Annotated in this window: 20 protein-coding genes; 11 read left to right on the top strand and 9 right to left on the bottom strand. The window is 72.4% G+C overall.

The genetic code is table 11. The features are described 5' to 3' along the window. Positions 1–187 precede the first annotated feature (187 nt). Together ACH4FX_RS01230 and ACH4FX_RS01225 are read left to right on the top strand one after the other, a co-directional pair. Positions 188–1,480, top strand: a complete 1,293-nt coding sequence (locus ACH4FX_RS01230) for a nucleotide sugar dehydrogenase (RefSeq protein WP_398474102.1) — start codon at positions 188–190, stop codon at positions 1,478–1,480. 168 nt (positions 1,481–1,648) lie between these two features. Continuing rightward, positions 1,649–2,176: a hypothetical protein gene (locus tag ACH4FX_RS01225; protein ID WP_398474101.1), complete on the top strand. Its 528-nt coding sequence runs from the start codon at positions 1,649–1,651 to the stop codon at positions 2,174–2,176. Between the two features lie 82 nt (positions 2,177–2,258). On the opposite strand, the gene ACH4FX_RS01220 is transcribed toward ACH4FX_RS01225, so the two are convergent. The 4 genes from ACH4FX_RS01220 to ACH4FX_RS01205 form a co-directional block, all read right to left on the bottom strand. Further along, positions 2,259–3,386 carry a GuaB3 family IMP dehydrogenase-related protein gene (locus ACH4FX_RS01220; protein WP_398474100.1) on the bottom strand — a complete coding sequence of 376 codons (1,128 nt, stop codon included), beginning with the start codon at positions 3,384–3,386 and terminating at the stop codon, positions 2,259–2,261. Positions 3,387–3,491: 105 nt separating this feature from the next. Next, positions 3,492–4,994 (bottom strand): IMP dehydrogenase, encoded by a 1,503-nt coding sequence (gene guaB / locus ACH4FX_RS01215; protein WP_398474099.1) that lies wholly within the window; start codon positions 4,992–4,994, stop codon positions 3,492–3,494. 243 nt (positions 4,995–5,237) lie between these two features. Continuing rightward, positions 5,238–5,813, bottom strand: a complete 576-nt coding sequence (locus ACH4FX_RS01210) for a sigma-70 family RNA polymerase sigma factor (protein WP_003984493.1) — start codon at positions 5,811–5,813, stop codon at positions 5,238–5,240. A gap of 281 nt (positions 5,814–6,094) precedes the next feature. Beyond that, complete coding sequence (locus ACH4FX_RS01205) at positions 6,095–6,706, bottom strand: response regulator transcription factor (protein ID WP_003948568.1); 612 nt, start codon at positions 6,704–6,706, stop codon at positions 6,095–6,097. Between the two features lie 379 nt (positions 6,707–7,085). Here ACH4FX_RS01205 and ACH4FX_RS01200 point away from each other — a divergent pair, with 379 nt between their 5' ends. Beyond that, on the top strand, positions 7,086–7,412 hold the full coding sequence (locus ACH4FX_RS01200) for a WhiB family transcriptional regulator (RefSeq protein ID WP_398474098.1): 327 nt from the start codon (positions 7,086–7,088) through the stop codon (positions 7,410–7,412). 64 nt (positions 7,413–7,476) lie between these two features. Here the strand turns inward: ACH4FX_RS01200 and ACH4FX_RS01195 are convergent, their stop codons facing one another. After that, positions 7,477–8,388, bottom strand: coding sequence for a LysR family transcriptional regulator (locus ACH4FX_RS01195; RefSeq protein WP_398474097.1), 912 nt, complete (start codon positions 8,386–8,388; stop codon positions 7,477–7,479). 79 nt (positions 8,389–8,467) lie between these two features. Here ACH4FX_RS01195 and ACH4FX_RS01190 point away from each other — a divergent pair, with 79 nt between their 5' ends. Continuing rightward, the gene (locus tag ACH4FX_RS01190) at positions 8,468–9,133 is read left to right on the top strand and encodes an MOSC domain-containing protein (RefSeq protein WP_398474096.1); all 666 of its coding nucleotides are present in this window, start codon (positions 8,468–8,470) and stop codon (positions 9,131–9,133) included. An 85-nt stretch (positions 9,134–9,218) separates the two neighbouring features. After that, on the top strand, positions 9,219–9,992 hold the full coding sequence (locus ACH4FX_RS01185; RefSeq protein ID WP_398474095.1) for an SDR family NAD(P)-dependent oxidoreductase: 774 nt from the start codon (positions 9,219–9,221) through the stop codon (positions 9,990–9,992). Between the two features lie 59 nt (positions 9,993–10,051). On the opposite strand, the gene ACH4FX_RS01180 is transcribed toward ACH4FX_RS01185, so the two are convergent. Both ACH4FX_RS01180 and ACH4FX_RS01175 read right to left on the bottom strand, forming a co-directional pair. Beyond that, positions 10,052–11,653 (bottom strand): right-handed parallel beta-helix repeat-containing protein, encoded by a 1,602-nt coding sequence (locus ACH4FX_RS01180; RefSeq protein ID WP_398474094.1) that lies wholly within the window; start codon positions 11,651–11,653, stop codon positions 10,052–10,054. A 15-nt stretch (positions 11,654–11,668) separates the two neighbouring features. Then, a complete protein-coding gene (locus ACH4FX_RS01175; RefSeq protein WP_398474093.1) occupies positions 11,669–13,681 on the bottom strand; it encodes a DUF2264 domain-containing protein in 2,013 nt (670 codons plus the stop codon). A gap of 423 nt (positions 13,682–14,104) precedes the next feature. Here ACH4FX_RS01175 and ACH4FX_RS01170 point away from each other — a divergent pair, with 423 nt between their 5' ends. The 5 genes from ACH4FX_RS01170 to ACH4FX_RS01150 all read left to right on the top strand — a co-directional run bounded on the left by ACH4FX_RS01170 (position 14,105) and on the right by ACH4FX_RS01150 (position 19,828). Next, positions 14,105–15,346: a LacI family DNA-binding transcriptional regulator gene (locus ACH4FX_RS01170; RefSeq protein ID WP_398474092.1), complete on the top strand. Its 1,242-nt coding sequence runs from the start codon at positions 14,105–14,107 to the stop codon at positions 15,344–15,346. A gap of 159 nt (positions 15,347–15,505) precedes the next feature. Next, entirely contained in the window at positions 15,506–16,822 is a 1,317-nt protein-coding gene (locus ACH4FX_RS01165) for an ABC transporter substrate-binding protein (protein WP_398474091.1), read from the top strand. Next, on the top strand, positions 16,819–17,799 hold the full coding sequence (locus ACH4FX_RS01160; protein ID WP_398474090.1) for a carbohydrate ABC transporter permease: 981 nt from the start codon (positions 16,819–16,821) through the stop codon (positions 17,797–17,799). Before ACH4FX_RS01165 ends, ACH4FX_RS01160 begins: the two co-directional genes overlap by 4 nt. Further along, positions 17,799–18,749: a carbohydrate ABC transporter permease gene (locus ACH4FX_RS01155; protein ID WP_398474089.1), complete on the top strand. Its 951-nt coding sequence runs from the start codon at positions 17,799–17,801 to the stop codon at positions 18,747–18,749. Before ACH4FX_RS01160 ends, ACH4FX_RS01155 begins: the two co-directional genes overlap by 1 nt. Positions 18,750–18,778: 29 nt before the next feature. After that, on the top strand, positions 18,779–19,828 hold the full coding sequence (locus ACH4FX_RS01150; protein ID WP_398474088.1) for a hydroxyacid dehydrogenase: 1,050 nt from the start codon (positions 18,779–18,781) through the stop codon (positions 19,826–19,828). 150 nt (positions 19,829–19,978) lie between these two features. On the opposite strand, the gene groL is transcribed toward ACH4FX_RS01150, so the two are convergent. Further along, complete coding sequence (gene groL / locus ACH4FX_RS01145; RefSeq protein ID WP_398474087.1) at positions 19,979–21,601, bottom strand: chaperonin GroEL; 1,623 nt, start codon at positions 21,599–21,601, stop codon at positions 19,979–19,981. A gap of 103 nt (positions 21,602–21,704) precedes the next feature. Then, positions 21,705–22,013 carry a co-chaperone GroES gene (groES, locus tag ACH4FX_RS01140; RefSeq protein WP_010986397.1) on the bottom strand — a complete coding sequence of 103 codons (309 nt, stop codon included), beginning with the start codon at positions 22,011–22,013 and terminating at the stop codon, positions 21,705–21,707. 474 nt (positions 22,014–22,487) lie between these two features. On the opposite strand from groES, the gene ACH4FX_RS01135 reads away from it, so the two are divergent. After that, positions 22,488–23,168 carry a response regulator transcription factor gene (locus ACH4FX_RS01135; protein ID WP_398474086.1) on the top strand — a complete coding sequence of 227 codons (681 nt, stop codon included), beginning with the start codon at positions 22,488–22,490 and terminating at the stop codon, positions 23,166–23,168. Positions 23,169–23,188 lie beyond the last annotated feature (20 nt).

The raw sequence follows: 23,188 nt of genomic DNA, 5'->3' as shown, positions 1-23,188 counted from the left end.
TGTGGTCGGGGTCACACTCCCCGTCCGTCGATTCTGGCCGCGCCACCGGCCCGTATCCACCCTGCGGCGGCCGGGCAACACCCGGCCGCCGCAATCCCCATTCTGGGCCAAATGTCCGCTTAGTCTACTTATGCTCTTATGCTTCACCGCCCCATCCGGAACCGCTCGGGAAGGACGGCAGCCAGCCATGCCCGCAGACCTCGCCGTCGTCGGACTAGGCCATATCGGTCTCCCCCTCGCCCAGGCGGCCACCGCCGCCGGCGTCCGCACCATCGGCTACGACCCCCGGCCGCCGGACACGGCGGCCACGCCCTGCGCCCCCGCACCCGCGGAAGGACGCCCGGCCGCCGCGCACGGTACGCACGGCACCCTCACCGCGCCCGAGATCCGCCGGCTGCTCGCGGCCGGCTTCCGCACCACCGACGACCCCACCGTGCTCGGCCGGGTCCGTACGGCCGTCATCTGCGCCCCCACCCCGCTCGGCGAGGACGGCGCCCTCGACCTGGCCGCGGTCGCCGACGCCGCCCGCGTACTGGCGGCGCACCTGCGCCCGCACACCACAGTGATCCTCGAATCCACCGTGTACCCGGGCACCACCGAGGAATTCCTGCGCCCCCTCCTGGAAGAGGGCTCCGGCCTGACCGCGGGACGCGACTTCCACCTCGCCCACTCCCCCGCGCGCCACGACCCCGGCAACCGCGCCCACCGCCACAGCAACACCCCGAAGGTCATCGGCGGACTGACCCCCGCCTGCACGGAGGCCGCGGCGGCGTTCTACGGACGGCTCACCGACCGGGTCGTACGGGCCCGCGGGCCGCGCGAGGCGGAGACGGCCAAGCTGCTGGAGACCAACTACCGGCATCTGAACATCGCGCTCATGAACGAGATGGCGGTGCTCTGCCACGACATCGGCGTGGACCTGTGGGACGTCATCCGCTGCGCCGAGACCAAGCCGTTCGGGTTCCAGGCGTTCCGCCCCGGCCCCGGCGTCGGCGGCCACTCCGCCCCGATCGACCCCAACTACTACTCGTACAAAGGGCGTTCACTGGGATATCCGCTGCGGCTGGTCGAGCTGGCGCAGGAGGTCAACACCCGGATGCCGCGCTACGTCGTACAGCGCTGCGCCACCCTGCTCAACGAGCACGGCAAGTCGGCGCGCGGCGCCCGCGTGCTGCTGCTCGGCGTCACGTACAAGCCGGACATCGCCGACGAGGAAGGCTCCCCCGCCCGCGAAATCGCCTCCCGGCTCATGGAGTTGGGCGCGCACATCACGTACCACGACCCGTACGTCCACCAGTGGCAGGTCCTCGGCCGGCCGGTCCCGCGCGCCGACGCGCTCTACGAGGCCGCCGCCGGGGCGGACCTCACGCTGCTCCTCCAGCACCACCGCACGTACGACCTCCAGGGCCTGTCGGTGAAGGCCCAACTGCTGCTGGACACCCGGGGGGCGACCCCCACCGGCGCGGCGCACCGGCTCTGAACTGCGGCTCCGGGGCGATGTCACGGTCGCTGTCCGGATAATTCCATAGTGGACATGTCAGACGCGTCTGTTAATTTGTGACCGCGCATCGACCGTATGCGCGTCCATCACACCGACCGGTCCCCGGTGCCGCACGGGCACCGCGACGGTCACTCCCGGGGGAAGAACATGAGCCAGCCCTGGCCGTCCGCGCCTCAGCAGCCGCAGCAGCCCCACCAGCCGCCGCAGGCCCCGTACGGCGCGCCCGCACCGGGCGGCTTCCCGGCTCCGATGGCCCCGCCGCCCGCCCGCCGGGGCAACCCCGGCCTGGCCGTCGCGCTCGGCATCGTCACCACGCTGGTCGCGGCCGGTGTGTACGGCGCGGTGCTCAAGGCCGTGGACGGCGCCTCGATCGGGTACGCGGCACTCGCCGTCGGCGCCCTGATCGGCGCCGTCCTGGGCAAGGTGGGCGGCCGCGGCGCGGCGCTGCCGGTGATCGGCGCGGTGCTCGGCCTGCTCGGCCTCTACCTCGGCCAGGTCTTCGGCATCGCCCTGATCACCTCCGATATCACCGGCATGCCGCTGTCCGAGACCGTCCTCGGCCACTTCGACCTGGTCAACGCGGCGTGGCAGGAGTACCTCGGCGCGATCGACGTGGTCTTCTACCTGCTGGCCGGGGCCGGCGGCTTCCAGGTCACCAAGAAGCTGGGCGGCTGACGCACCGGCTGGGCACGCCATACGAGAGGGCCCGGACCGCACGGGGAGTGCGGTCCGGGCCCTCTCGGCGTCCGCGGGAGCCTCAGCGCTTGTCGTGCTGCGACGGCGCGACCGTCACCTCGACCCGCTGGAACTCCTTCAGCTCCGAGTAACCGGTGGTCGCCATCGCCCGGCGCAGCGCGCCGAAGAAGTTCATCGACCCGTCGGGGCGCGTCGAGGGACCGCACAGGATCTCCTCGGTGGTGCCGACCGCGCCCAGGTCCATGCGCTTGCCGCGCGGCACGTCCTCGTGGACGGCCTCCATGCCCCAGTGGTGGCCGCGGCCCGGCGCGTCGGTGGCGCGCGCCAGCGGCGAGCCCATCATGACCGCGTCCGCGCCGCAGGCGATGGCCTTGGGCAGGTCGCCGGACCAGCCCACACCGCCGTCCGCGATCACGTGCACGTACCGGCCGCCGGACTCGTCCATGTAGTCCCGGCGGGCGGCGGCCACGTCGGCCACCGCGGTCGCCATCGGCACCTGGATGCCGAGCACGTTGCGGGTGGTGTGCGCGGCGCCGCCGCCGAAGCCGACCAGCACGCCCGCCGCGCCGGTGCGCATCAGGTGCAGGGCCGCGGTGTACGTGGCGCAGCCGCCGACGATCACCGGGACGTCCAGCTCGTAGATGAACTGCTTCAGGTTCAGCGGCTCGGCGGCCGAGGAGACGTGCTCGGCGGAGACGGTGGTGCCGCGGATCACGAAGATGTCCACGCCCGCGTCCACGACGGCCTTGGAGAACTGGGCGGTGCGCTGCGGCGAGAGCGCGGCGGCGGTCACCACGCCGGAGTCGCGCACCTCCTTGATGCGCTGCCCGATCAGCTCTTCCTTGATCGGCGCCGCGTAGATCTCCTGGAGGCGCTTGGTGGCGGCGTCGCCGTCCAGCTCCGCGATCTCCGCGAGCAGCGGCTCCGGGTCCTCGTAGCGCGTCCAGAGCCCTTCCAGGTTCAGCACGCCCAGGCCGCCCAGCTCACCGATGCGGATCGCGGTCTGCGGCGAGACGACCGAGTCCATCGGGGCCGCCAGGAACGGCAGCTCGAAGCGGTAGGCGTCGATCTGCCAGGCGATCGAGACCTCCTTCGGGTCCCGGGTGCGCCGACTCGGTACGACGGCGATGTCGTCGAAGGCGTATGCCCGGCGGCCGCGCTTGCCGCGCCCGATCTCGATCTCAGTCACGTGTGTGGCCTTTCCCTCTACGTATGCCGTTCCAGTATCCCCGACACGGGGAAGCCCGCGGCCTGACGGTCGCGGGCTTCCGGGTGTGCGCGCTGCGGGTACGGCTCAGCGCCGCGCGTAGTTCGGCGCCTCGGTCACCATCTGCACGTCGTGCGGGTGGCTCTCCTTCAGGCCCGCCGCCGTGATGCGGACGAAGCGGCCCTTCTCCTTCAGCTCCTCGATGCTCGCGGAGCCGACGTAGCCCATGGAGGCGCGCAGGCCGCCGACGAGCTGGTGGGCCACCGAGCCGAGCGGGCCGCGGTAGGGGACCTGGCCCTCGATGCCCTCGGGCACCAGCTTGTCCTCGGACAGCACGTTGTCCTGGAAGTAGCGGTCCTTGGAGAAGGAGCGCGCCTGGCCGCGGGACTGCATCGCGCCCAGCGAGCCCATGCCGCGGTACGACTTGAACTGCTTTCCGTTGATGAAGACCATCTCGCCCGGCGACTCCTCGCAGCCGGCCAGCAGCGAGCCCAGCATGACCGTGTCGGCGCCCGCCGCGATGGCCTTGGCGATGTCGCCGGAGAACTGCAGACCGCCGTCGCCGATCAGCGGCACGCCCGCCGCGTTCGCGGCCTGCGCGGCCTCGTAGATGGCCGTCACCTGCGGTACGCCGACACCGGCGACGACGCGGGTGGTGCAGATGGAGCCCGGGCCGACGCCGACCTTGATGCCGTCGGCGCCCGCGTCGATCAGCGCCTGGGCGCCGTCGCGGGTGGCGACGTTGCCGCCGACCACGTCGACCGGGATGTTGGACTTCACCTTGGCGATCATGTCGAGGATGCCGCGGCTGTGGCCGTGCGCGCTGTCCACGACCAGGAAGTCCGCGCCGGCCTCGACGAGCGCCTGGGCCCGGTCGTACGCCTCGTCGCCGACGCCCACGGCGGCACCGACGACCAGCCGGCCCTCGGCGTCCTTGGCGGCGTTCGGGTACTTCTCGGCCTTCACGAAGTCCTTGACCGTGATCAGGCCCTTGAGCACGCCAGCGTCGTCGACCAGCGGCAGCTTCTCGATCTTGTGGCGGCGCAGCAGCTCGATCGCGTCGTCACCGGAGATGCCCACCTTGCCGGTGACCAGCGGCATCGGGGTCATGACCTCGCGCACCTGACGGCTGCGGTCCAGCTCGAAGGCCATGTCGCGGTTGGTGACGATGCCCAGCAGCTTGCCCGCCGGGTCCGTCACCGGCACACCGCTGATGCGGAACTTCGCGCACAGCGCGTCCGCCTCGGCGAGGGTGGCGTCCGGGCGGACCGTGATCGGGTCGGTGACCATGCCGGACTCGGAGCGCTTGACCAGGTCGACCTGGTTGGCCTGGTCCTCGATGGACAGGTTGCGGTGCAGCACGCCCGCGCCGCCCTGCCGCGCCATGGCGATCGCCATCCGCGCCTCGGTGACCTTGTCCATCGCGGCGGAGAGCAGCGGAATGTTGACCGTCACGTTGCGCGAGACCCGGGACGCCGTGTCGACCGCGTTCGGCAGCACCTCGGAGGCGCCGGGCAGCAGCAGCACGTCGTCATATGTCAGACCGAGCATCGCGAATTTGGCGGGCATTCCGTCGACGTTGTCAGTCATGACACCTTCCCAAATGGTCTTGCCTCAGCGCGGACACCCATGCTAACGGCCACCACAGGCGTCCCATTCCACCACCGGTGAGGAGCGCGTCACTCGTACGTTCCCACGAAGCCGTGCCGGCACGGACGTACGTTCCTACGGCCGCACGTTTCCTCGACTGTACGTTCCCCCGGGCCGCCCGCTCGCCCCGGCTCCGGCACCCGCCGCCCGACGGCGGCCGACGCCGACCCGCGGCCCGTACGCCTACTGCTCGGCCAGCGCCCGCAGCCGGCTGAGCGCCCGGTGCTGCGCCACCCGCACCGCGCCCGGCGACATCCCCAGCATCTGCCCGGTCTCCTCGGCCGTCAGCCCGACCGCGACCCGCAGCAGGACCAGCTCGCGCTGGTTCTCCGGCAGGTTGGCCAGCAGCTTCTTGGCCCACTCGGCGTCGCTGCTGAGCAGCGCCCGCTCCTCGGGGCCCAGCGAGTCGTCCGGCTGCTCGGGCATCTCGTTGGACGGCACGGCCGTGCTGCCGGGGCCGCGCATCGCGGCCCGCTGGAGGTCGGCGACCTTGTGGGCGGCGATGGCGAAGACGAACGCCTCGAAGGGCTTGCCGGTGTCCCGGTAGCGGGGCAGCGCGCAGAGCACCGCGACGCACACCTCCTGCGCCAGGTCCTCGACGAAGTGGCGCGCGTCACCCGGCAGCCGGGACAGCCGGGTGCGGCAGTAGCGCAGGGCGAGCGGATGCACGTGGGCCAGCAGGTCGTGGGTGGCCCGGCGATCCCCTTCCACGGCGCGTGCGACGAGATCGCCGATCTCCTGAATCCCGTCATCGCGCATCGGTCCATGGTGCCTTGGCGCGGCGCGATCCGCGGCATCAGGTCCGTACTTGTGCATCGAAGCGTTATGCGCGGCAGGTGCGCCGGCTGTCATCTCCCGCGCCCTCCCCTCGCACCGGATCGGCCCGTCCCCGAGGAACTCCATACCTCAAGGATGCGGCACCGCGCGCGGAACCGAGGTGCCGCGCGGTGGCCGGCGCCCGCGAGGCCGCCTGCCGCCCCGCCCGCCACATGGCGGGCGGGGACCTTCATTCCCCCGCATCGCTGCACGTCACGGCCGTCCTAGCGGACCAGACCCCAGCGGAATCCGAGCGCGACCGCGTGGGCCCGGTCGGAGGCGCCGAGCTTCTTGAACAGCCGCCGGGCGTGCGTCTTGACCGTGTCCTCGGAGAGGAACAGCTCACGTCCGATCTCCGCGTTGGAGCGGCCGTGGCTCATGCCCTCCAGCACCTGGATCTCGCGCGCGGTCAGGGTCGGCGCGGCCCCCATCTCGGCGGACCGCAGCCGGCGCGGCGCGAGCCGCCAGGTGGGGTCGGCCAGGGCCTGCGTGACCGTCGCGCGCAGCTCGGCGCGCGAGGCGTCCTTGTGCAGATAGCCGCGGGCGCCGGCGGCGACCGCCAGCGCGACCCCGTCCAGATCCTCGGCGACCGTGAGCATGATGATGCGGGCGCCGGGATCGGCGGAGAGCAGACGGCGCACCGTCTCGACGCCGCCCAGTCCGGGCATCCGCACATCCATCAAGATCAGGTCGGAGCGATCGGCGCCCCAGCGGCGGAGGACTTCCTCGCCGTTGGCCGCCGTCGTCACACGCTCTACACCGGGCACGGTCGCGACCGCGCGGCGGAGCGCCTCTCGGGCAAGCGGGGAGTCGTCACAGACGAGGACGGATGTCATGACCGCCCTCCGCAGCTGATGCGCGTCACCTTGAGCCTCCAGGCTGGTACGTATCGTCACCTCAGCGATCGACGGTCTCGGACAACTGCCCGAGGACTACCTCCATCAACCGCTTCCGCCCTCTCAACGACGGTCACTCGAAAGAGTTACGGGTTGGGCAGCCGCCTTCGACACTCTACGTGAGGGCCCGGACACGCAGAAGATGGAAGGCCGCTCCGCGCACCACTTTGAACCGCTATGCCCTATTCGGTGGCTTTTCTTCCATTTTTAAGGTGTCTGGGGCTAGATTCGCAATGAGTCATATTTACATCTACTTAGACAGTAGATGTACGGTCGTGAGCACCGAGCCCGAACCGGTACCGCTTCGAGGGGACTAGCAATGGCAGATTTCTCCCGCCTTCCGGGCCCGAACGCAGACCTCTGGGACTGGCAGCTGCTGGCCGCCTGCCGTGGCGTGGACAGTTCGCTCTTCTTCCATCCCGAGGGCGAACGCGGGGCCGCCCGCAGCGCGCGAGAGACCTCTGCGAAAGAGGTGTGCATGCGCTGTCCGGTGCGCGCGCAGTGCGCGGCGCACGCCCTCGCGGTCCGTGAGCCCTACGGGGTCTGGGGCGGGCTGACCGAGGACGAGCGCGAGGAGCTGATGGGCCGGGCGCGGCACCGGCTGGTACCGGCCGCGGTCGGGCACCGCCGCGTCGACAGCGCCTGAAGAAACGTTTCCTCGGAGAATTCCCCCGGACGGCGCAATCCGGGTGCCGGCTTCCGGCCGCGCCTCAGCGGCGGACGGCTCCCGCGAGCCGGCCGAGCATCGCCTCGACCGCCGGGACCCGGGCCAGGTCCGGCAGGGTGAGCGCCACGACCTCGCGCTGCACGCACGGCTCCATCGTGACCGTACGCGCCCCCTTGGGCCGTACCGACTCCAGCGCCAGCTCCGGCAGCACCGCGACGCCCAGACCCGCGCCCACCAGGCCGATCACCGCCGGGTAGTCGTCCGTCGCGAAGTCGATGCGCGGTGTGAAGCCGGCGCCCTCGCAGACCTCGACCAGGTGCCGCCGGCAGCGCGGGCAGCCCGCGATCCACGGATCGCCGGCCAGGTCGGCGAAGCGCGCGGTACCGGCCCCGGCCAGCCGGTGGGACTCCGGGACCAGGCCCACCAGCCGGTCGACCAGGAGCGGCCGGACGACCAGGTCGTCCCACTCCGCCTCGGCGGCGGGGTCCGCGCCGCGCACCTCCGGGTACCGGAAGGCCAGCGTGATCTCGCAGTCGCCGTTGCGCAGCATCTCGATCGACCGCGGCGGCTCGGCCTCGACCAGCGAGACGCGGGTACCGGGGTGGGCGGCGCGCATCGCGGCCAGCGCGGTGGGCACCAGCGTCGAACTGCCGGAGGGGAAGGAGACCAGCCGCACCCGCCCGGCCCGCAGGCCCGCGATGGCGGCGACCTCCTCCTCGGCGGCGGTCAGCCCGGCCAGGATGCCGGTGGCGTGCCGTACCAGCGCCTCGCCCGCCTGCGTCAGCCGCATCTCGCGGCCGGTACGGATCAGCAGCGGGGTGCCCGCGGACTGCTCCAGCGCCTTCATCTGCTGGCTGACGGCGGGCTGGGTGCAGCCCAGCTCCCGGGCCGCGGCGGAGAAGGAGCCGGTCCGGGCGACGGCGCGCAGCACGCGCAGATGACGGGCCTCGATCATGTTCCGAGCATAAGCGGGCCTTGGAGCGAACGAGAAATAATCTGTCGCACCTTTGGCCAGGGTCCCCTAGCGTGTCGCCATGGAGCTTCTGTCTGTGAACACGGGACGGCCGCGGCCCATGGAGTACCGCGGCGCCACGGGCAGCACGGGCATCGCCAAGCAGCCCGTGGAGGGCCCGGTCGCGGTCTCCGCGCCCGGCCCCAAGGGCGTCGCCGGCAGCGGTCTCGCCGGTGACGCGGTGGTCAACCGCAAGCACCACGGCGGCGACGACCAGGCGGTGTACGCCTACGCCCGCGAGGATCTGGACGTCTGGGAGCGCGAGCTGGGCCGCGAACTGCCCGCCGGGCTGTTCGGGGAGAACCTCACCACCCGCGGCCTGGACGTCACCCACGCCCGGATCGGCGAACGCTGGCGCGTCGGGCCGCGGCTGCTGCTGGAGGTGACCAGCGCGCGCATCCCCTGCATGACCTTCCAGGGACGGATGGGCGAGCCGGGCTGGATCAAGCGCTTCACACAGGCCGGCGTGCCCGGCGCGTACCTGCGGGTCGTCGAGCCGGGCGAGATACGCCGCGGCGACCCGATCACCGTCGAGCACCGCCCCGGCCACGACGTGACGATCGCGCTCACCTTCCGCGCCATGACCACCGAGCGCGAGCTGCTGCCGCGCCTCCTGGAGGCGGGCGAGGCGCTCCACCCCGAACTGCGCGAGGGGGCGCTCAAGTACATCCGTACGCAAGAGGCTTGAACCCGGAGGAACGGGGCGCGGCGGGCCCGTCCGGTGCGTACCGGCCGGGGCGAGTGGCGTGCCCGTATGCGGATAGCGTGCCCGTATGACGACTGCATTGATTACGGGAGCGACGGCGGGCATCGGTGCCGCGTTCGCCCGCCGGCTGGCGGGCGACGGCCACGACCTGGTGCTGGTGGCGCGCAACGAGAAGCGCCTGCGCGAGCAGGCCACCGAACTCCACGACCGGCACGGCGTCGAGGCGTCCGTCCTGGTCGCCGACCTGGCGACGGAGGAGGGCATCGCCGCGGTCGAGGAGCGGCTGGCCGACCGTACCCACCCGGTGGACCTGCTGGTCAACAACGCGGGCTTCGGCAACAAGGGTGAATTCCTGGACGTGCCGATGGCCGACGAGCTGAAGATGCTCAAGGTGCACTGCGAAGCGGTGCTGCGGCTGACGTCGGCGGCGGTCAAGGGGATGCGCGAGCGGCGCCGCGGCGGGGTCGTCAACGTCGCCTCGGTGGCCGCGTTCGTGCCGCGCGGCACGTACGGGGCGAGCAAGGCGTGGGTCGTGCAGTTCACCCAGGGCGCGGCGCGCGACCTGGCGGGCAGCAACGTCCGGCTGATGGCGCTGTGCCCCGGCTTCGTGCGGACCGAGTTCCACGAGCGGGCCGGGATGGGCACGGACAGCATCCCCGACTGGATGTGGCTGGACGCGGACAAGCTGGTGGACGCGGCGATGAAGGACCTGGCGCGCGGCAAGTCACTGTCCGTACCGGACCCGCGCTACAAGGCGCTGATGGGCGTGGCGAAGCTGGCGCCCCGCAACCTCCTCGGCGGGATCACGTCGAAGACGGGGCGCAAGTACGGGCCGCAGTGAGGCGGTGCGGCGGGGCCGCGGGTGAGGTGCCCGCGGCCCGTGCGGCGTCGCCGGAGTCGTCAGGGGACGCCGGGGCCCTCGTACGCACCGATGGTGGGGGCTCCGGCGGGCAGCGGATCGCCGAAGTAGTCGCGGCCGCCGTTGTCCGCCACGTACCGCCCGGCGGCGCGGGCCGGTGATCCCGGGGTGAGGCGGAAGTCGTCGCGCAGTCCGGGGTCCGCCGTGCTGCCGCCCAGGTTGGCGGACAGGTGCGCCGGCGGCGGCCCGTGGCAGACGTTGTGGTCGAAGCGCAGGCCCGGCGTGGGGTTCTTGAGCGCGTAGCCGCCCGTGCCGCGGCTGACGAAGATGTTGTTGCGGACGGTCAGCCGGTGGTCGGTGGTGGCGGGCGCCACCGTGTCGTCCTGGACGAGGTAGCCGGGGATCTGTGCCGTGTTGAGAAAGCTGTTGTTGTAGATACGGGTGTTGAGGATGGGGCCCGCGCAGTTCTGGATCAGCCGGGCGCCGTCGTCACGGCTGGTGTTGTAGCGCGCGGTGGTGCCCACGGTCTTCGCGCCGCTGTACGGGCACAGCAGCAGCAAGCCGCCCTTGTTGTGGTTGTGGTGGCTGTGGTTGTACTGGAACACCGTGTTCCGTGACGCGCCGTCCGCGTCGAAGGACATGCCGTCGTGCGTGTTGCCGCCGCCGGAGACCTCGTTGTGCCGGATGACGGTGTCGTCGGTGTTGAACGTCCGGACACCGGCGTTGGCCGAGGGCGAGCGGAGCTGGAAGCCGTCCACCCGGTTGTGTTCGACGACGGCCCCTGCGGTGGTGTCGAGCTTGATGCCGTCGCCCGCCGGTGATCTCAGGGTGTTGTGGTGGACGCGCACCCCGGTGCTGGGGGTCCAGGCGCCCGGGTAGGTGTGCGGGTCCTGCTGGTTGCCGACCAGGTCGCGCTTGGACCAGGTCGACTTGAAGCACACGCCTTCCCGGTCGACGTCCTCGATCCGGTTGCGGGCGATCTCCGGCCCGCCCGGCGTAGCGGCTGGGCCGCGCCGTGCCTCGACCGCCACATGGATGCCGCTGGACCCGGTCAGGGTCATGGCGTCGCCGCCCCGTACGTCGTGCACGTACAGCCCGGTGACCGCGATGCCGCGGGCGGTGCCGGAGTCGGTCAGGCGCAGCCGTACGCCGTTGCGTTCGCTGCCGGGGCGCGCCGCGTTGACGATCTCCAGGGCGCTGAGCCGGACGTACTGCGTGTCGGCGAGCAGCACGGTGTCGTGGGCACCGGCGCCGTCCAGGCGGGCGCGGGCGGTGGCGGTCCCGTAGTCGGCGATGGTGAAGGGCGCGGTGGCGGAGCCCGCTCCACGGGGGGCCAGGGTGCCGGTGCAGGTGCTGCCGCGGCGGAACAGCAGGCGGTCGCCGGGGCCGTAGCGGTGGGCGTTGGCCTGGTCGCGGGTGGACCAGGGGCGGGCGCGCGTGCCGTCGCCGCCGGCGGGCGCGGCGCAGTCGACGTGGAAGGTGTGAGCGGCGGGGTGGCCGGTGGCGCGCGCCGGGGCCGTGCCGAGCGTGAGCGCGGCGGTCAGTGCGAGGGCGGCGGGGAGCGCGCGGGTGGTGGGGAGCGCGCGGGTGGAGAGGAGCGCGCGTGCGGTGGCGCGTGCTCCCCGCCTCACCTCGGGTTTCATGGCCGGTGCCTCCCTTTAGGGGGTGGTGGCGTCCGTACCGTTCGTCGTGTCGTCGCGCGTATCGAAGACGTCGAGCGCGTTGAGCGCATCGGTCGACAGGGTGCTGGTGGTGCCGTCCTCCCAGGTCACCTGGAGGGTGTGGCGGTCGGTGACCCGCACCTCGGCCAGTTTGTGGACGGGCGCCGGGGCGGGCTCGGCGGTGAGCGAGGCGAGCGAGACGAAGAGGGCGCCGCCGGGGGCGTCGGGCACCGTGCCGTCGAGGAAGGCGGTGCGGGTGTGCTCCCCGAAGGGCGTACTGCCCGTCCGTACGGTCCCGGCCTGTCCGCCGTCGTCCGTGGTGAAGCCGTGGACGGGGTGGAGCTGGGCGGTCGGGCCGTCCTCCGTGACGGCCCAGCCGGTCTGGCGGACGGGCGTGCCGGGCGCGGCCCCGGTGACCAGATGGGCGCGGACCTCGGCGCGGCCGTGCGCCAGGGTCGCGGACAGCACCCGTACGCCGCTGAGGCCGGTGCCGTCCGGGCGGCACGGGGTGTGCGCGGAGGCGGCCCAGCCGGGACCGCCGCCGAGGGCGCGGACGTCGCCGCGGCCGGTGGGTACGCCGTCCACGAGGAGGGCGAAGTGGTTGTCCGGGGTGGTGTTGAGGGTGGTGTCCGAGCCGGGGTTGGCGGAGGTGTCCATGACGGCCGGCGCCTCCTCCGCGGCCGACGGCCCCGTACGCGTCGAGTAGGCGAACCGCGCGTAGTTCGGATCGGCCGGACCGAAGACCGAGGCGCTGCCGTGGTTGTGCAGCCTGACCAGCCCGTCCGCCGCGGTGGACTGGACGAGCAGGCCCGGCGCGCGCAGCGTGGTGACGGCGTCCGCGGTCTCGGCGGGCAGCAGTTCCTCGGTCTCCGTCCAGACCGGGTGGCCGGCCGGCAGCAGCAGGCCGAGCAGGCCCTTGGACGCCCAGTACGGGGAGGCCGGGCCCGAATAGCCCTGGAGCATCGGCGCGTACGGGCCGTACCAGCCGAGCGGCAGCAGCCCGTCGGCCGTCACGGCGCCCCGGTCGAGGAAGTGCCGCAGGGTGCCGGAGGTCAGGCGGCGGGTGGCGCCGGGGCTGAGCGGGGTGTGGCCGGTGAGCGCGCCGAGCCAGGGGGCGGCGAGGGTGGCGAAGCGGTAGGTGAGCGAGCGGCCGAACGGCATCGGCGCGCCGTTGGCGTCGAACATCCGGCGGTAGCCGTCGAGGTGCGCGCGCAGTCGCTCGCCGTAGGTGTCGAGCAGGGCGCGGTCGTCGGAGAGATGGGCGTGCAGAACGGGATAGAAGTGCAGCGCCCAGCCGTTGTAGTGGTCGAACGACTGGTTGGGACCGTCGCTGTACCACCCTTCGCCCCGGTACCAGCCGTCGATGCGCTCCAGCGCGCGGTCGACGGACGCCTGCGCGCAGTCCGTCTCGATGCCCGCGTCCAGGAGGAAGCCGCCGACGGTCAGGCCGAAGAGCCACCAGTTGTTGTCGATGGGCGGCGGGTCGAGGGCGGGCAGCAGCCACTCGACGGTGCGGGTGCGCACGTCGTCGTCCAGCGTGTCCCACAGCCAGGGGCGGGTCAGCCGCAGGCTCAGGGCGATGGAGGCGGATTCGACGATGGCCTGCCGGGTGCCGGGGATCAGCGGCCAGGCGTCGGGGTGCCCGGCACCGATGTCCGGGTCGTCGACCGGGTGCTCGGTGCCCGCGGCGAGCCCTTCCGCGTACCGGGCCAGCAGACCGTGCGGGTCCTCGCCGCGGCTGCCGGCCACCCGGAAGGCGGCCGCCAGGAAGGTCCGGGCGTAGCCTTCGAGGCCGTCGGAGCGCGGGCCGGACCAACTCGGGCGGATGCCCGGGAGGTTGACGAGCCCGTTGCGGGGCGAGGCGTACGGCGCGACCGCCTGGAGGAGGCTGTCGGCCGTGGCTTCCCAGTGCGCGCGGGTCCATCCGGTGTACGGACTGCGCTCGCGGTCCTCGGGGGGCGGGGAACCGGCCTTCCGGTCGGCGGGGTGCGGTAAGGGCGACACGGTCATGGGCGCTTTCCTCGCGGTCGACGACCTGGAAATCCTCGGCTCGTCGCGATCGAAGGTCAAGGGTTCCTGATCGAATGACCGATTCCTGCGCCGTTCGATCGCGCTGGACTAGGGTGCGTCTTCATCTTGGATACGTGTCCCGGGCTGTGCGGGAGAAGCTGCGTGCCGGTCCGTGCGGGGACTGCGGTCTGGTCCGTGCGGGGACTGCGGTCTGGTGCGTCCGGGGCTGCGTGCCGGTGCGTCCGGGGCTGTGGTCTGGGCTCGTCCGGAGCTGCGGCCCGGTCCGCGCCGGGGCTCCGGTCCGTGCCGGGGCTCCGGTCCGCTCCGGGGCCGCGGCCTGGTTCCGTTCGGGGCCGTGGGCCGGTAGAGGACAGGTCCGGTGCCGGCCGGCCCGGGCCACCACACCGCGAGGGGGCTGCCGCCGTGCGCGAGCGTGCTGTGCAACGTCATGACCGTCTGCTGGCCCTGGTACGGCGACGCGGCTCGGCCCGCGTCACCGAACTGGCCGACCAGCTCGGCGTCTCGCCCGTCACCGTACGGCGCGACGTCGAGGCGCTGGCCGGGAAGGGGCTGCTCGACCGGGTGCACGGCGCGGTGGCCTGGCCCCGGCAGCGCGACCGGGGCGCCGACGGCCGGGCGCCCGCCGCCGAGGGGCGCGTACTGGGCCTGCTGGCGCCCTCGGCCACGTACTACTTCGCCGACGTGATCCGCGGCGCCCATGAGGCAGCGGCGCGCGCCGGGGCCCGGCTCGTGCTGCGGATCTCGGACTACCGCCCCGAGGGCGACCCGGCACGTGCCGCGGGGCTGCTGTCGGCCGGTGCCGAGGGACTGCTCGTCGCGCCGGGCTGGCGGGGGCCCGGCGACCCGGCCGAGTACGGCGGCTGGGTCGCCGAACTACCGGTACCCGTCGTGCTGTTGGAGCGGAGCGTGCCGCCGGGGAGCCCGCTGGCGGGGCTGGACCGGGTGTGCTCGGACCACGGCCACGGCGTGCTGCTGGCGCTGCGTCACCTGATGGGGCAGGGGCACGGGACGCCGCTGCTGGTGGCGCGCGCCGACAGCCCGACGGCGCTCGCGGTGCGCGAGGGGTACGCGGCGGCGCTGCGCGCCCTCGGGGCGCCGGGGCCGCGGCCGGTGATCGATTCCGTACCGGCGGAACGCGATCCGGAGGGCTTCGAGCGGGCCGTACGGGAACTGCGGGCGGCGGTGGCCTCGGGCGGGGCGACGGCGGCGCTGGTGCACAACGACGTGGACGCGATCCAGGTGGTGCAGCGGCTGGCGGAGCTGGGCGTACGGGTGCCGGACGAGCTGGCGCTGGTCGCGTACGACGACGAGGTGGCGGCCCTGGCGGACACGCCGCTGACGGCAGTGGCCCCGCCGAAGCGCGAGGTGGGCCGGCAGGCGGCCCGGCTGCTGCTGGAGCGGCTGCGGGAAGCCGCCGACGATCCCGCCCCGCGGCGTCACCTCGCCCTGCTCCCCGCCCTGCGGGTACGGGCCTCGTGCGGCGCGGGGAGGGGTGCGGGACCCGGTGACTCCACCACCGAAGACCGCCCGGCGGTCGAAGGAAGCTCCGGCACCGAAGGCAGCCCGGTGGCCGGAGGCAGCTCCGCCGCCGAAGTCGGCCCGGCGGCCGGAGGCGGCCCGGCGGCCGGAGGCGGCTCCGTCTGATCCCCGTACGCCCCCTCGCCCCCCCTGGCCTCCCCCATCCTGTTCTTTTTTCGATCAATCAATCTTTCGCTCTTGACTTCGCTCAGGACCGGCCCAAGGATCGCGGATCGCGGCCACCCCCTTCGCGCCGCGCCCCTTCACCCGCTCAGGAGCCGCGCCATGAGCACCAGTTGGAGCAGCAGACGAAACGCCCTCGCACTGGCCGGCGGCCTCACCGCCCTGACGCTGCTGACGGCCTGCGGCGGCAGTGGCGCCGCCGGGAGCGAAGGCACCGTGACCCTCACGTACTGGGGCTGGACCAAGGGCACCCGGCAGGCCGTGGACGCGTTCAACGCCACGCACCGCGACACGAAGGTGCGGTTCGAGGAGATCCCCTCGGGGACCGCGGGCGGCTACGCCAAGATCTCGAACGCGGTCACGGCGGGCAACGCGCCCGACCTGGTCAGCGTGGAATACCCGACGCTCCCGGAGTTCGTCAGCCAGGGCGCGATCAAGGACATCACCCCGTACATGACGTCCGGGCTGAAGAAACAGCTGCTGCCGCAGGCCGTCCAGCTGACCACCCTCGGCGGCCGGAACTGGGCCGTCCCCTTCGACGCCGCGCCGCAGGTCTTCTACTACCGCAAGGACTTCTTCACCCGGCACCGCATCGAAGTGCCGCACACCTGGGACGACTTCCGCACCGCCGCCGCCGCGGTCAGGAAGGCCGACCCGAAGGCCCGCATCGGCACGTTCTTCCCCGACGACCCGACCACCTTCGAGGCGATGGTCTGGCAGGCGGGCGCCCGGTGGTTCGCCACCGAGGGCGACTCCTGGAAGCTCACCACCACCGACCCGGCGACCCGGAAGGTCACCGACTACTGGCAGGGCCTCCTCAAGGACGACCTCGTCCACACCCACGTCTCCTTCAGCCCCGGCTGGACCAACTCGCTCCGGAGCGGCGGCACCGTCGGCTACCTCGGCGCCTCCTGGGGCGCGGGCGTACTGAAGGGCACGCTGCCGGACCAGAGCGGCAAGTGGGCGGCGGCACCCGTGCCGACCTGGGACGGCAGGCCCGCCAGCGGCATGCTCGGCGGCTCGACGACGGCCGTGACCAAGAGCAGCCGGCACGCCGGGGCCGCCGTGCGGTTCGCGGCCTGGATGTCCACCGCGCCCGAAGCGGTCCGGGCCCGGGTCGCCTCCGGCGAGTCCAGCGCCTACCCGGCCGCCACCGCCCTGCGCCCGGTCGCCCGCCGGGCCTTCGACACCCGCTACTACGGCGGCCAGGACGTCTACGCCCTCTTCGACGCGGCCGCCGCCTCGGTCAACGCGAACTGGGGCTGGGGCCCGGCCACCAGCACCACCAACACCACGCTCAAGGACGAGTTCGGCAAGGTGGCGGGCGGTACGGGTTCGCTGGCCGCCGCCGTACGCGCCGGCAGCGACGCGACGGTGCGCGAACTGCGCAAGCGCGGCCTGAAGGTCATGGGCCGGTGAACGCCAGGACACGCGCCGCGGCCGTACTGCTCACCCCCTTCTTCGCCCTGTTCGGCGTGGTCATGGTCGTCCCGATCGGCTACGCGGTCTGGCTCAGCCTCTTCACCGAACAGCAGTCCGGCCTCGGTTTCGGCGGCACGCACACGGTCTTCAGCGGACTCGGCAACTACGCGGCGGCGCTCGGCGACCACGCCTTCCGCGACGGCTTCCTCGTCCTCCTCGGTTACTGCGCCCTCTACATCCCCCTCCTGCTCGCGGGCGCGCTCGCGCTGGCCCTGCTGCTGGACTCCGCGCTCGCCCGCGCCCGCCGCTTCTTCCAGCTCGCCCTGTTCCTGCCGCACGCCGTGCCGGGCGTCATCGCCGCCCTGATCTGGGTCTACCTCTACACGCCCAAGCTCAGCCCGGTCGTGGCCGCGATGGAGTCCGGCGGCCTCGGCCTCGACTTCCTCTCCCCCGCCGGGGCGCTGCCCTCCGTCGTCAACATCGCGCTGTGGGAGTGGCTCGGCTACAACATGGTCATCTTCTACGCCGCCCTCCAGGCCATCGACCGCTCGGTGATCGAGGCGGCCACCGTGGACGGCGCGGGCGCCTGGCGCATCGCGACCGGTGTCAAGCTCCCCCTGATCCGCTCCTCCCTCGTCATGGTGGCCCTCTTCACCGTCATCGGCTCGCTCCAGCTCTTCACCGAGCCACTGATCCTCAACCAGGGCTCCGGCTCCGCCGTCACCTCCTCCTGGACGCCGAACCTGTACGCCTACACCGCCGCCTTCGCCCGCAACGACTACGGCCTGGCCGCCGCCGCCTCCGTCCTGCTCGCCCTCACCGCCGCGCTGCTGTCCTTCGCCGTCACCCGCCTCTCCGGCCGCTCCGCCCGGTCCGCCCGGCCCGGACGTCGCCCGTCCCGCACGGCCGGCGCCCCCGGCACCGCCCGTCCCCCGCACCGTCCCCCGCTCGCCCACCCGAAGGGCAGGCCCTGATGGCGCCACCGCCCCGCACCGCCGACTCCGGCCCGGCGTCCCCCGCGCCCGTACGCCCGTCCCGCGCCCCGGCCGCACGCGTCCCGGCCGTACGCACCGCCGCCCGCCGCTCCCGCAGCCGCTGGCTCTCCCCCGCGGCCGTCAACGCGGCGCTCGTCCTCGCCGTCCTCTACACGCTCTTCCCCCTCGTCTGGCTGGTCACCGCCGCCACCAAGGACGCGGGCGGCCTGCTGGCCGGTGACGCCCTGTCCTTCGAGGGCTTCGACCTGGCCGGCAACCTCTCCCGCCTCGCCGCGGAGGGCGACGGCATCTACTTCCGGTGGTACGCCAACAGCCTGCTCTACGCGGGCGCCGGTGCCGCGCTGTGCGCCCTGATCTCCGTGGCCGCCGGCTACGCCTTCGACAAGTACACGTTCCCCGGCAAGGAACACCTCTTCGGCGTCGTCCTGCTCGGCGTCCTGGTCCCCACCACCGCGCTGGCCCTCCCGCTCTACCTGCTGGCCAGCAGGACCGGCGTGGTCAACACCTACTGGTCGGTGCTGGTGCCGGTGCTCGTCAACCCGTTCGGCGTCTATCTGGCCCGGGTCTTCAGCGCCGGCTACATCCCCGACGAGGCGCTCGAAGCCGCCCGTATCGACGGCGCGGGCGAGCTGCGCGTCTTCTGGTCCATCGGCCTGCGGATGGTCGCACCGGGCCTGGTGACCGTCTTCCTCTTCCAGTTCACCGCGATCTGGAACAACTTCTTCCTCCCCCTGGTGATGCTCTCCGACCAGCGGCTCTTCCCCGTGAGCCTCGGCCTGTACGCCTGGAACGGCAACGCCCACGGCGAGCCGTCCTTCTACCCCCTCGTCGTCACCGGCTCCCTCCTCGCCGTCCTCCCCCTGATCATCGCCTTCGTGTCCCTCCAGCGGCACTGGAAGGCCGGACTCACCGCCGGAAGCGTCCAATGACGCCCCCGGACCAGGAGCACGCTTCCACCATGCACCACACCACTGACAATCGCTCCGACCAGGCACGACTCCACCCCGCGCTGCTCCTCGCCATGCAACCGGGCCTCGCGGAACGCCTGCTCGCCGACCGCCACCGCAGCCGCCTGACGGCACTCACCCGCACCGATCCCGGCCTGGTCGCCCACGACTTGGCCGACCCGCCCCCGGCCGTGGCCACCGCGCTGACCCACGCCGAGATCCTCCTGACCTCGTGGGGCGCGCCCCCGCTGACCTCGGCCGTCCTCGACCGGGCCCCGTGCCTGCGGGCCGTCATCCACGCCGGCGGTTCGGTCAAACACCATGTCAGCAGCGCCTGTTGGGACCGCGGCATCGCCGTCACCTCGGCCGCCGCGGCCAACGCGCAGCCCGTCGCCGAATACACGCTCGCCGCGATCCTCTTCGCCAACAAGCGCGTCCTGCACACCGCGCACCGCTACCGCGCGCTGCGCGCCCCCCACAACTGGTACGAGGAACTGGAAGGCGCCGGGAACCACCGCCGTACGGTGGGCGTGATCGGCGCCTCCCACATCGGCCGCCGCGTCATCGCCCTCCTGCGCCCCTTCGACCTGACGGTCCTCCTCCACGACCCGTACGTGGACGAGTCCGAGGCCACCCGCCTCGGCGTCACCCTCGCCTCCCTCGACGACCTCTGCGCCGCCTCCGACGTGGTCACCGTCCACGCCCCCGCACTGCCCGCCACCCGCCACCTGCTCGACGCCCGCCGGCTGGCCCGCATGCGCGACGGGGCCACCCTGATCAACACCGCCCGCGGCACGCTCGTCGACGAGGCGGCCCTGCTCCCCGAACTCGTGTCCGGCCGCCTCAACGCCGTCCTGGACGTGACCGACCCACCGCTACCGCCCCCCGGCTCGCCCCTGTACGACCTGCCCAACGTCCTGCTCACGCCGCACATCGCCGGTTCCCTGGGCGGCGAACTCCACCGCATGGCCGACCAGGCGCTGGACGAGGTGGAGCGCTACACGAAGGGGCAGCCGTTCGCCGCGCCCGTACGTCCGGGGGAGCTCGACCGCTCGGCCTGACACGGCGACTCCTCCGAGCCCTTCCCCGCGCTCCCGAATTCCGCGCTCCCGAACCCCGTGCTCCCCCGCCCCGTGTTCACCGTGCCCCCGTGAACGGGACGAGGCCCGGCCCCCTCGAAAGGGGACCGGGCCTCGTACGGCTGAGGTGCCTCAGTGGGCGTGGCCGTGACCGTGACCGGCCTCGGCCTCCTCCTCTTCCTTCTTCTCGACGACCAGGGTCTCGGTCGTGAGCAGCAGGGAGGCGATCGACGCGGCGTTCTCCAGCGCCGAGCGGGTGACCTTGACCGGGTCGATGACGCCGGCCTTCACCAGGTCGCCGTACTCGCCGGTCGCGGCGTTGAAGCCCTGGTTCTTCTCCAGCTCCGCCACCTTCGAGGTGATGACGTAGCCCTCCAGGCCCGCGTTCTCGGCGATCCAGCGCAGCGGCTCGACGGCGGCGCGGCGGACCACGGCGACACCGGTGGCCTCGTCGCCCTCCTTGCCGAGGTTGCCCTCCAGCACCTTGACGGCGTGCACCAGGGCGGAGCCGCCACCGGAGACGATGCCCTCCTCGACCGCGGCGCGGGTCGCGGAGATGGCGTCCTCCAGACGGTGCTTCTTCTCCTTGAGCTCGACCTCGGTGGCCGCACCCACGCGGATCACGCAGACGCCGCCGGCCAGCTTCGCCAGACGCTCCTGGAGCTTCTCGCGGTCCCAGTCCGAGTCGGTGGTCTCGATCTCGGCCTTGATCTGGTTGACGCGGCCCTCGACGTCCTCGGACTTGCCGCCACCGTCCACGATGGTGGTGTCGTCCTTGGTGACGGTCACGCGGCGGGCGGTGCCCAGCACGTCCAGACCGGCCTGGTCGAGCTTGAGGCCGACCTCCTCGGCGATGACGGTGGCGCCGGTCAGGGCGGCCATGTCGCCGAGCATCGCCTTGCGGCGGTCGCCGAAGCCGGGGGCCTTCACCGCGACGGCGTTGAAGGTGCCGCGGATCTTGTTGACGACCAGGGTCGACAGGGCCTCGCCCTCGACGTCCTCGGCGATGATCAGCAGCGGCTTCGAGGAGCCGGCCTGGATGACCTTCTCCAGCAGCGGCAGCAGGTCCTGGATCGAGGAGATCTTGCCCTGGTGGATGAGGATGTACGGGTCCTCCAGGACGGCTTCCATGCGCTCCTGGTCGGTGACCATGTACGGCGACAGGTAGCCCTTGTCGAAGGCCATGCCCTCGGTGAAGTCCAGCTCCAGACCGAAGGTGTTGGACTCCTCGACGGTGATGACACCGTCCTTGCCGACCTTGTCCATCGCCTCGGCGATCAGCTCGCCGACCTGCTTGTCCTGGGCGGACAGACCGGCCACGGCGGCGATGTCGGACTTCTCGTCGATCGGGCGGGCGGTCGCGAGGAGGTCCTCGGACACGGCCTTGACCGCGGCGTCGATGCCCTTCTTCAGGGCGGCCGGGGAGGCACCGGCGGCGACGTTGCGCAGGCCCTCGCGGACCAGCGCCTGCGCCAGCACGGTGGCGGTGGTGGTGCCGTCACCGGCGATGTCGTTGGTCTTGGTCGCCACCTCCTTCACCAGCTGCGCGCCGAGGTTCTCGTACGGGTCGTCGACCTCGACCTCACGGGCGATGGTGACACCGTCGTTGGTGATGGTGGGGGCGCCGAACTTCTTGTCGATGACGACGTTGCGGCCCTTGGGGCCGATCGTCACCTTCACGGTGTCGGCAAGCTTGTTGACGCCGCGCTCAAGGGCGCGACGGGCGTCCTCGTCGAACTTCAGGATCTTCGCCATGAGTTACGTGTCCTTAGTCGTTCTCTCCAACGAACTGCGCCCCGGGTGACCGGTTGTTTAGACGCGGGAACCAGGGGCGCAGATCAAGGCAATCTTCGGTGAATTACTTCTCGACGATCGCGAGCACGTCGCGCGCCGAGAGGACGAGGTACTCCTCGCCGTTGTACTTCACCTCGGTGCCGCCGTACTTGCTGTAGAGCACGACGTCGCCGACGGTCACGTCGAGCGGAAGACGGTTGCCGTCCTCGAAGCGGCCCGGGCCCACGGCCAGGACGACGCCCTCCTGGGGCTTCTCCTTGGCAGTGTCCGGAATGACCAGGCCCGAAGCCGTGGTCTGCTCGGCGTCGAGCGGCTGGACCACGATGCGGTCCTCAAGCGGCTTGATGGCAACCTTGGAGCTGGCGGTCGTCACGATCCGACCTCCCCCTTCGGAGATCTCACGGGGTTAACTGTCTGAGGTGGCGACCAGGTGGATCCGTCGTCGCGGGTGCCGGACCTGCCCGTCGCTGTGTTTGGCACTCCCCGGTGGAGAGTGCCAGAGCCGAGACTATGACGCGGTTAGCACTCGGTCAAGCGGAGTGCCAATGCGCCTTGCGGCGCGTCTTTCCGGTTACGGGGGTCGTGGCCACCTTGCCCAGGTGGGGGGCCGGGGAATCCTTGGCCCGGGGGTGCATGCCGCACGCCGCATGCCGCTGTCGCGGCGGGTGGGGGTGTGGGCCTTCGCGCTGCGCGCTGATCGCATTTGGTTGCGTTGTGGGGCTCGGGGCCCCCACCCACCGGACCCCTCGCGCACGGCGCGCACCCCCACCAGGCGTAAGGCGGAAGCCGCGCACCCCACCCCCTCACCCGCCGCGTCAGCGGCATGTGTAGCCGCCACAATGGCCCCATGCACATACTGGTCGTGGAGGACGAAGAGGGTCTGGCCGACTCCTTGCGGCGGGGGCTGGCCGCCGAGGGGCACTGGGTCGATCTGGCCCGGGACGGCCACCGCGGTCTTGAGCTTGCGTTGACCGGGGACTACGACGCCATCGTGCTGGACGTGATGCTGCCGGGGCCCAGCGGTTACGAGATCTGCGGGCGGCTGCGCCGCCGCGACGACTGGACGCCCGTGCTGATGCTGACCGCCAAGGACGGCGAGTACGACGAGGCCGAGGGCCTGGACTCGGGCGCCGACGACTACCTCACGAAACCGTTCTCCTTCGTCGTGCTGCTCGCCCGCCTGCGCGCCCTCACCCGGCGCGGCCGGGCCGCCGAGCGCCCCCGTACGCTCCAGTGCGGCGACCTCACCCTGGACGCCGACGCGCGCCGCTGCCGCCGCGGCGAGACCGACATCGAGCTGACCGCCCGCGAACTGGCCGTGCTGCGCTGCCTCATGGCCGGTGACGGCCAGGCGGTCGCCAAGCGGGACATCCTCGACGAGGTCTGGGACTCGCCGGCCGACGTGGACCCCAACATCGTCGAGGTGTACGTCTCGTCGCTGCGCAAGAAGGTCGACACCCCGTTCGGCCGCCATTCGATCCGTACCGTGCACGGCACGGGCTACCGGATGGCGCCCGGTGAGGACTGAGCCCCGCCCGCAGGGCCGGA

It is taken from the genome of Streptomyces sp. NPDC018019 (genome assembly GCF_044327805.1).
Classification (GTDB): Bacteria; Actinomycetota; Actinomycetes; order Streptomycetales; family Streptomycetaceae; genus Streptomyces.
The sequence above is the reverse complement of the archived record's forward strand: the minus strand, read 5'-3'. Positions and strand labels throughout refer to the sequence as shown.

Excerpts from the sequence above, each read along its gene's own strand:
- ACH4FX_RS01230 (WP_398474102.1), top strand. The coding sequence starts at position 188 with ATGCCCGCAGACCTCGCCGTCGTCGGACTAGGCCATATCGGTCTCCCC.
- ACH4FX_RS01225 (WP_398474101.1), top strand. The coding sequence starts at position 1,649 with ATGAGCCAGCCCTGGCCGTCCGCGCCTCAGCAGCCGCAGCAGCCCCAC.
- guaB (WP_398474099.1), bottom strand. The coding sequence starts at position 4,994 with ATGACTGACAACGTCGACGGAATGCCCGCCAAATTCGCGATGCTCGGT.
- ACH4FX_RS01210 (WP_003984493.1), bottom strand. The coding sequence starts at position 5,813 with ATGCGCGATGACGGGATTCAGGAGATCGGCGATCTCGTCGCACGCGCC.
- ACH4FX_RS01205 (WP_003948568.1), bottom strand. The coding sequence starts at position 6,706 with ATGACATCCGTCCTCGTCTGTGACGACTCCCCGCTTGCCCGAGAGGCG.
- ACH4FX_RS01200 (WP_398474098.1), top strand. The coding sequence starts at position 7,086 with ATGGCAGATTTCTCCCGCCTTCCGGGCCCGAACGCAGACCTCTGGGAC.
- ACH4FX_RS01195 (WP_398474097.1), bottom strand. The coding sequence starts at position 8,388 with ATGATCGAGGCCCGTCATCTGCGCGTGCTGCGCGCCGTCGCCCGGACC.
- ACH4FX_RS01190 (WP_398474096.1), top strand. The coding sequence starts at position 8,468 with ATGGAGCTTCTGTCTGTGAACACGGGACGGCCGCGGCCCATGGAGTAC.
- ACH4FX_RS01185 (WP_398474095.1), top strand. The coding sequence starts at position 9,219 with ATGACGACTGCATTGATTACGGGAGCGACGGCGGGCATCGGTGCCGCG.
- ACH4FX_RS01180 (WP_398474094.1), bottom strand. The coding sequence starts at position 11,653 with ATGAAACCCGAGGTGAGGCGGGGAGCACGCGCCACCGCACGCGCGCTC.
- ACH4FX_RS01175 (WP_398474093.1), bottom strand. The coding sequence starts at position 13,681 with ATGACCGTGTCGCCCTTACCGCACCCCGCCGACCGGAAGGCCGGTTCC.
- ACH4FX_RS01165 (WP_398474091.1), top strand. The coding sequence starts at position 15,506 with ATGAGCACCAGTTGGAGCAGCAGACGAAACGCCCTCGCACTGGCCGGC.
- ACH4FX_RS01155 (WP_398474089.1), top strand. The coding sequence starts at position 17,799 with ATGGCGCCACCGCCCCGCACCGCCGACTCCGGCCCGGCGTCCCCCGCG.
- ACH4FX_RS01150 (WP_398474088.1), top strand. The coding sequence starts at position 18,779 with ATGCACCACACCACTGACAATCGCTCCGACCAGGCACGACTCCACCCC.
- groL (WP_398474087.1), bottom strand. The coding sequence starts at position 21,601 with ATGGCGAAGATCCTGAAGTTCGACGAGGACGCCCGTCGCGCCCTTGAG.
- ACH4FX_RS01135 (WP_398474086.1), top strand. The coding sequence starts at position 22,488 with ATGCACATACTGGTCGTGGAGGACGAAGAGGGTCTGGCCGACTCCTTG.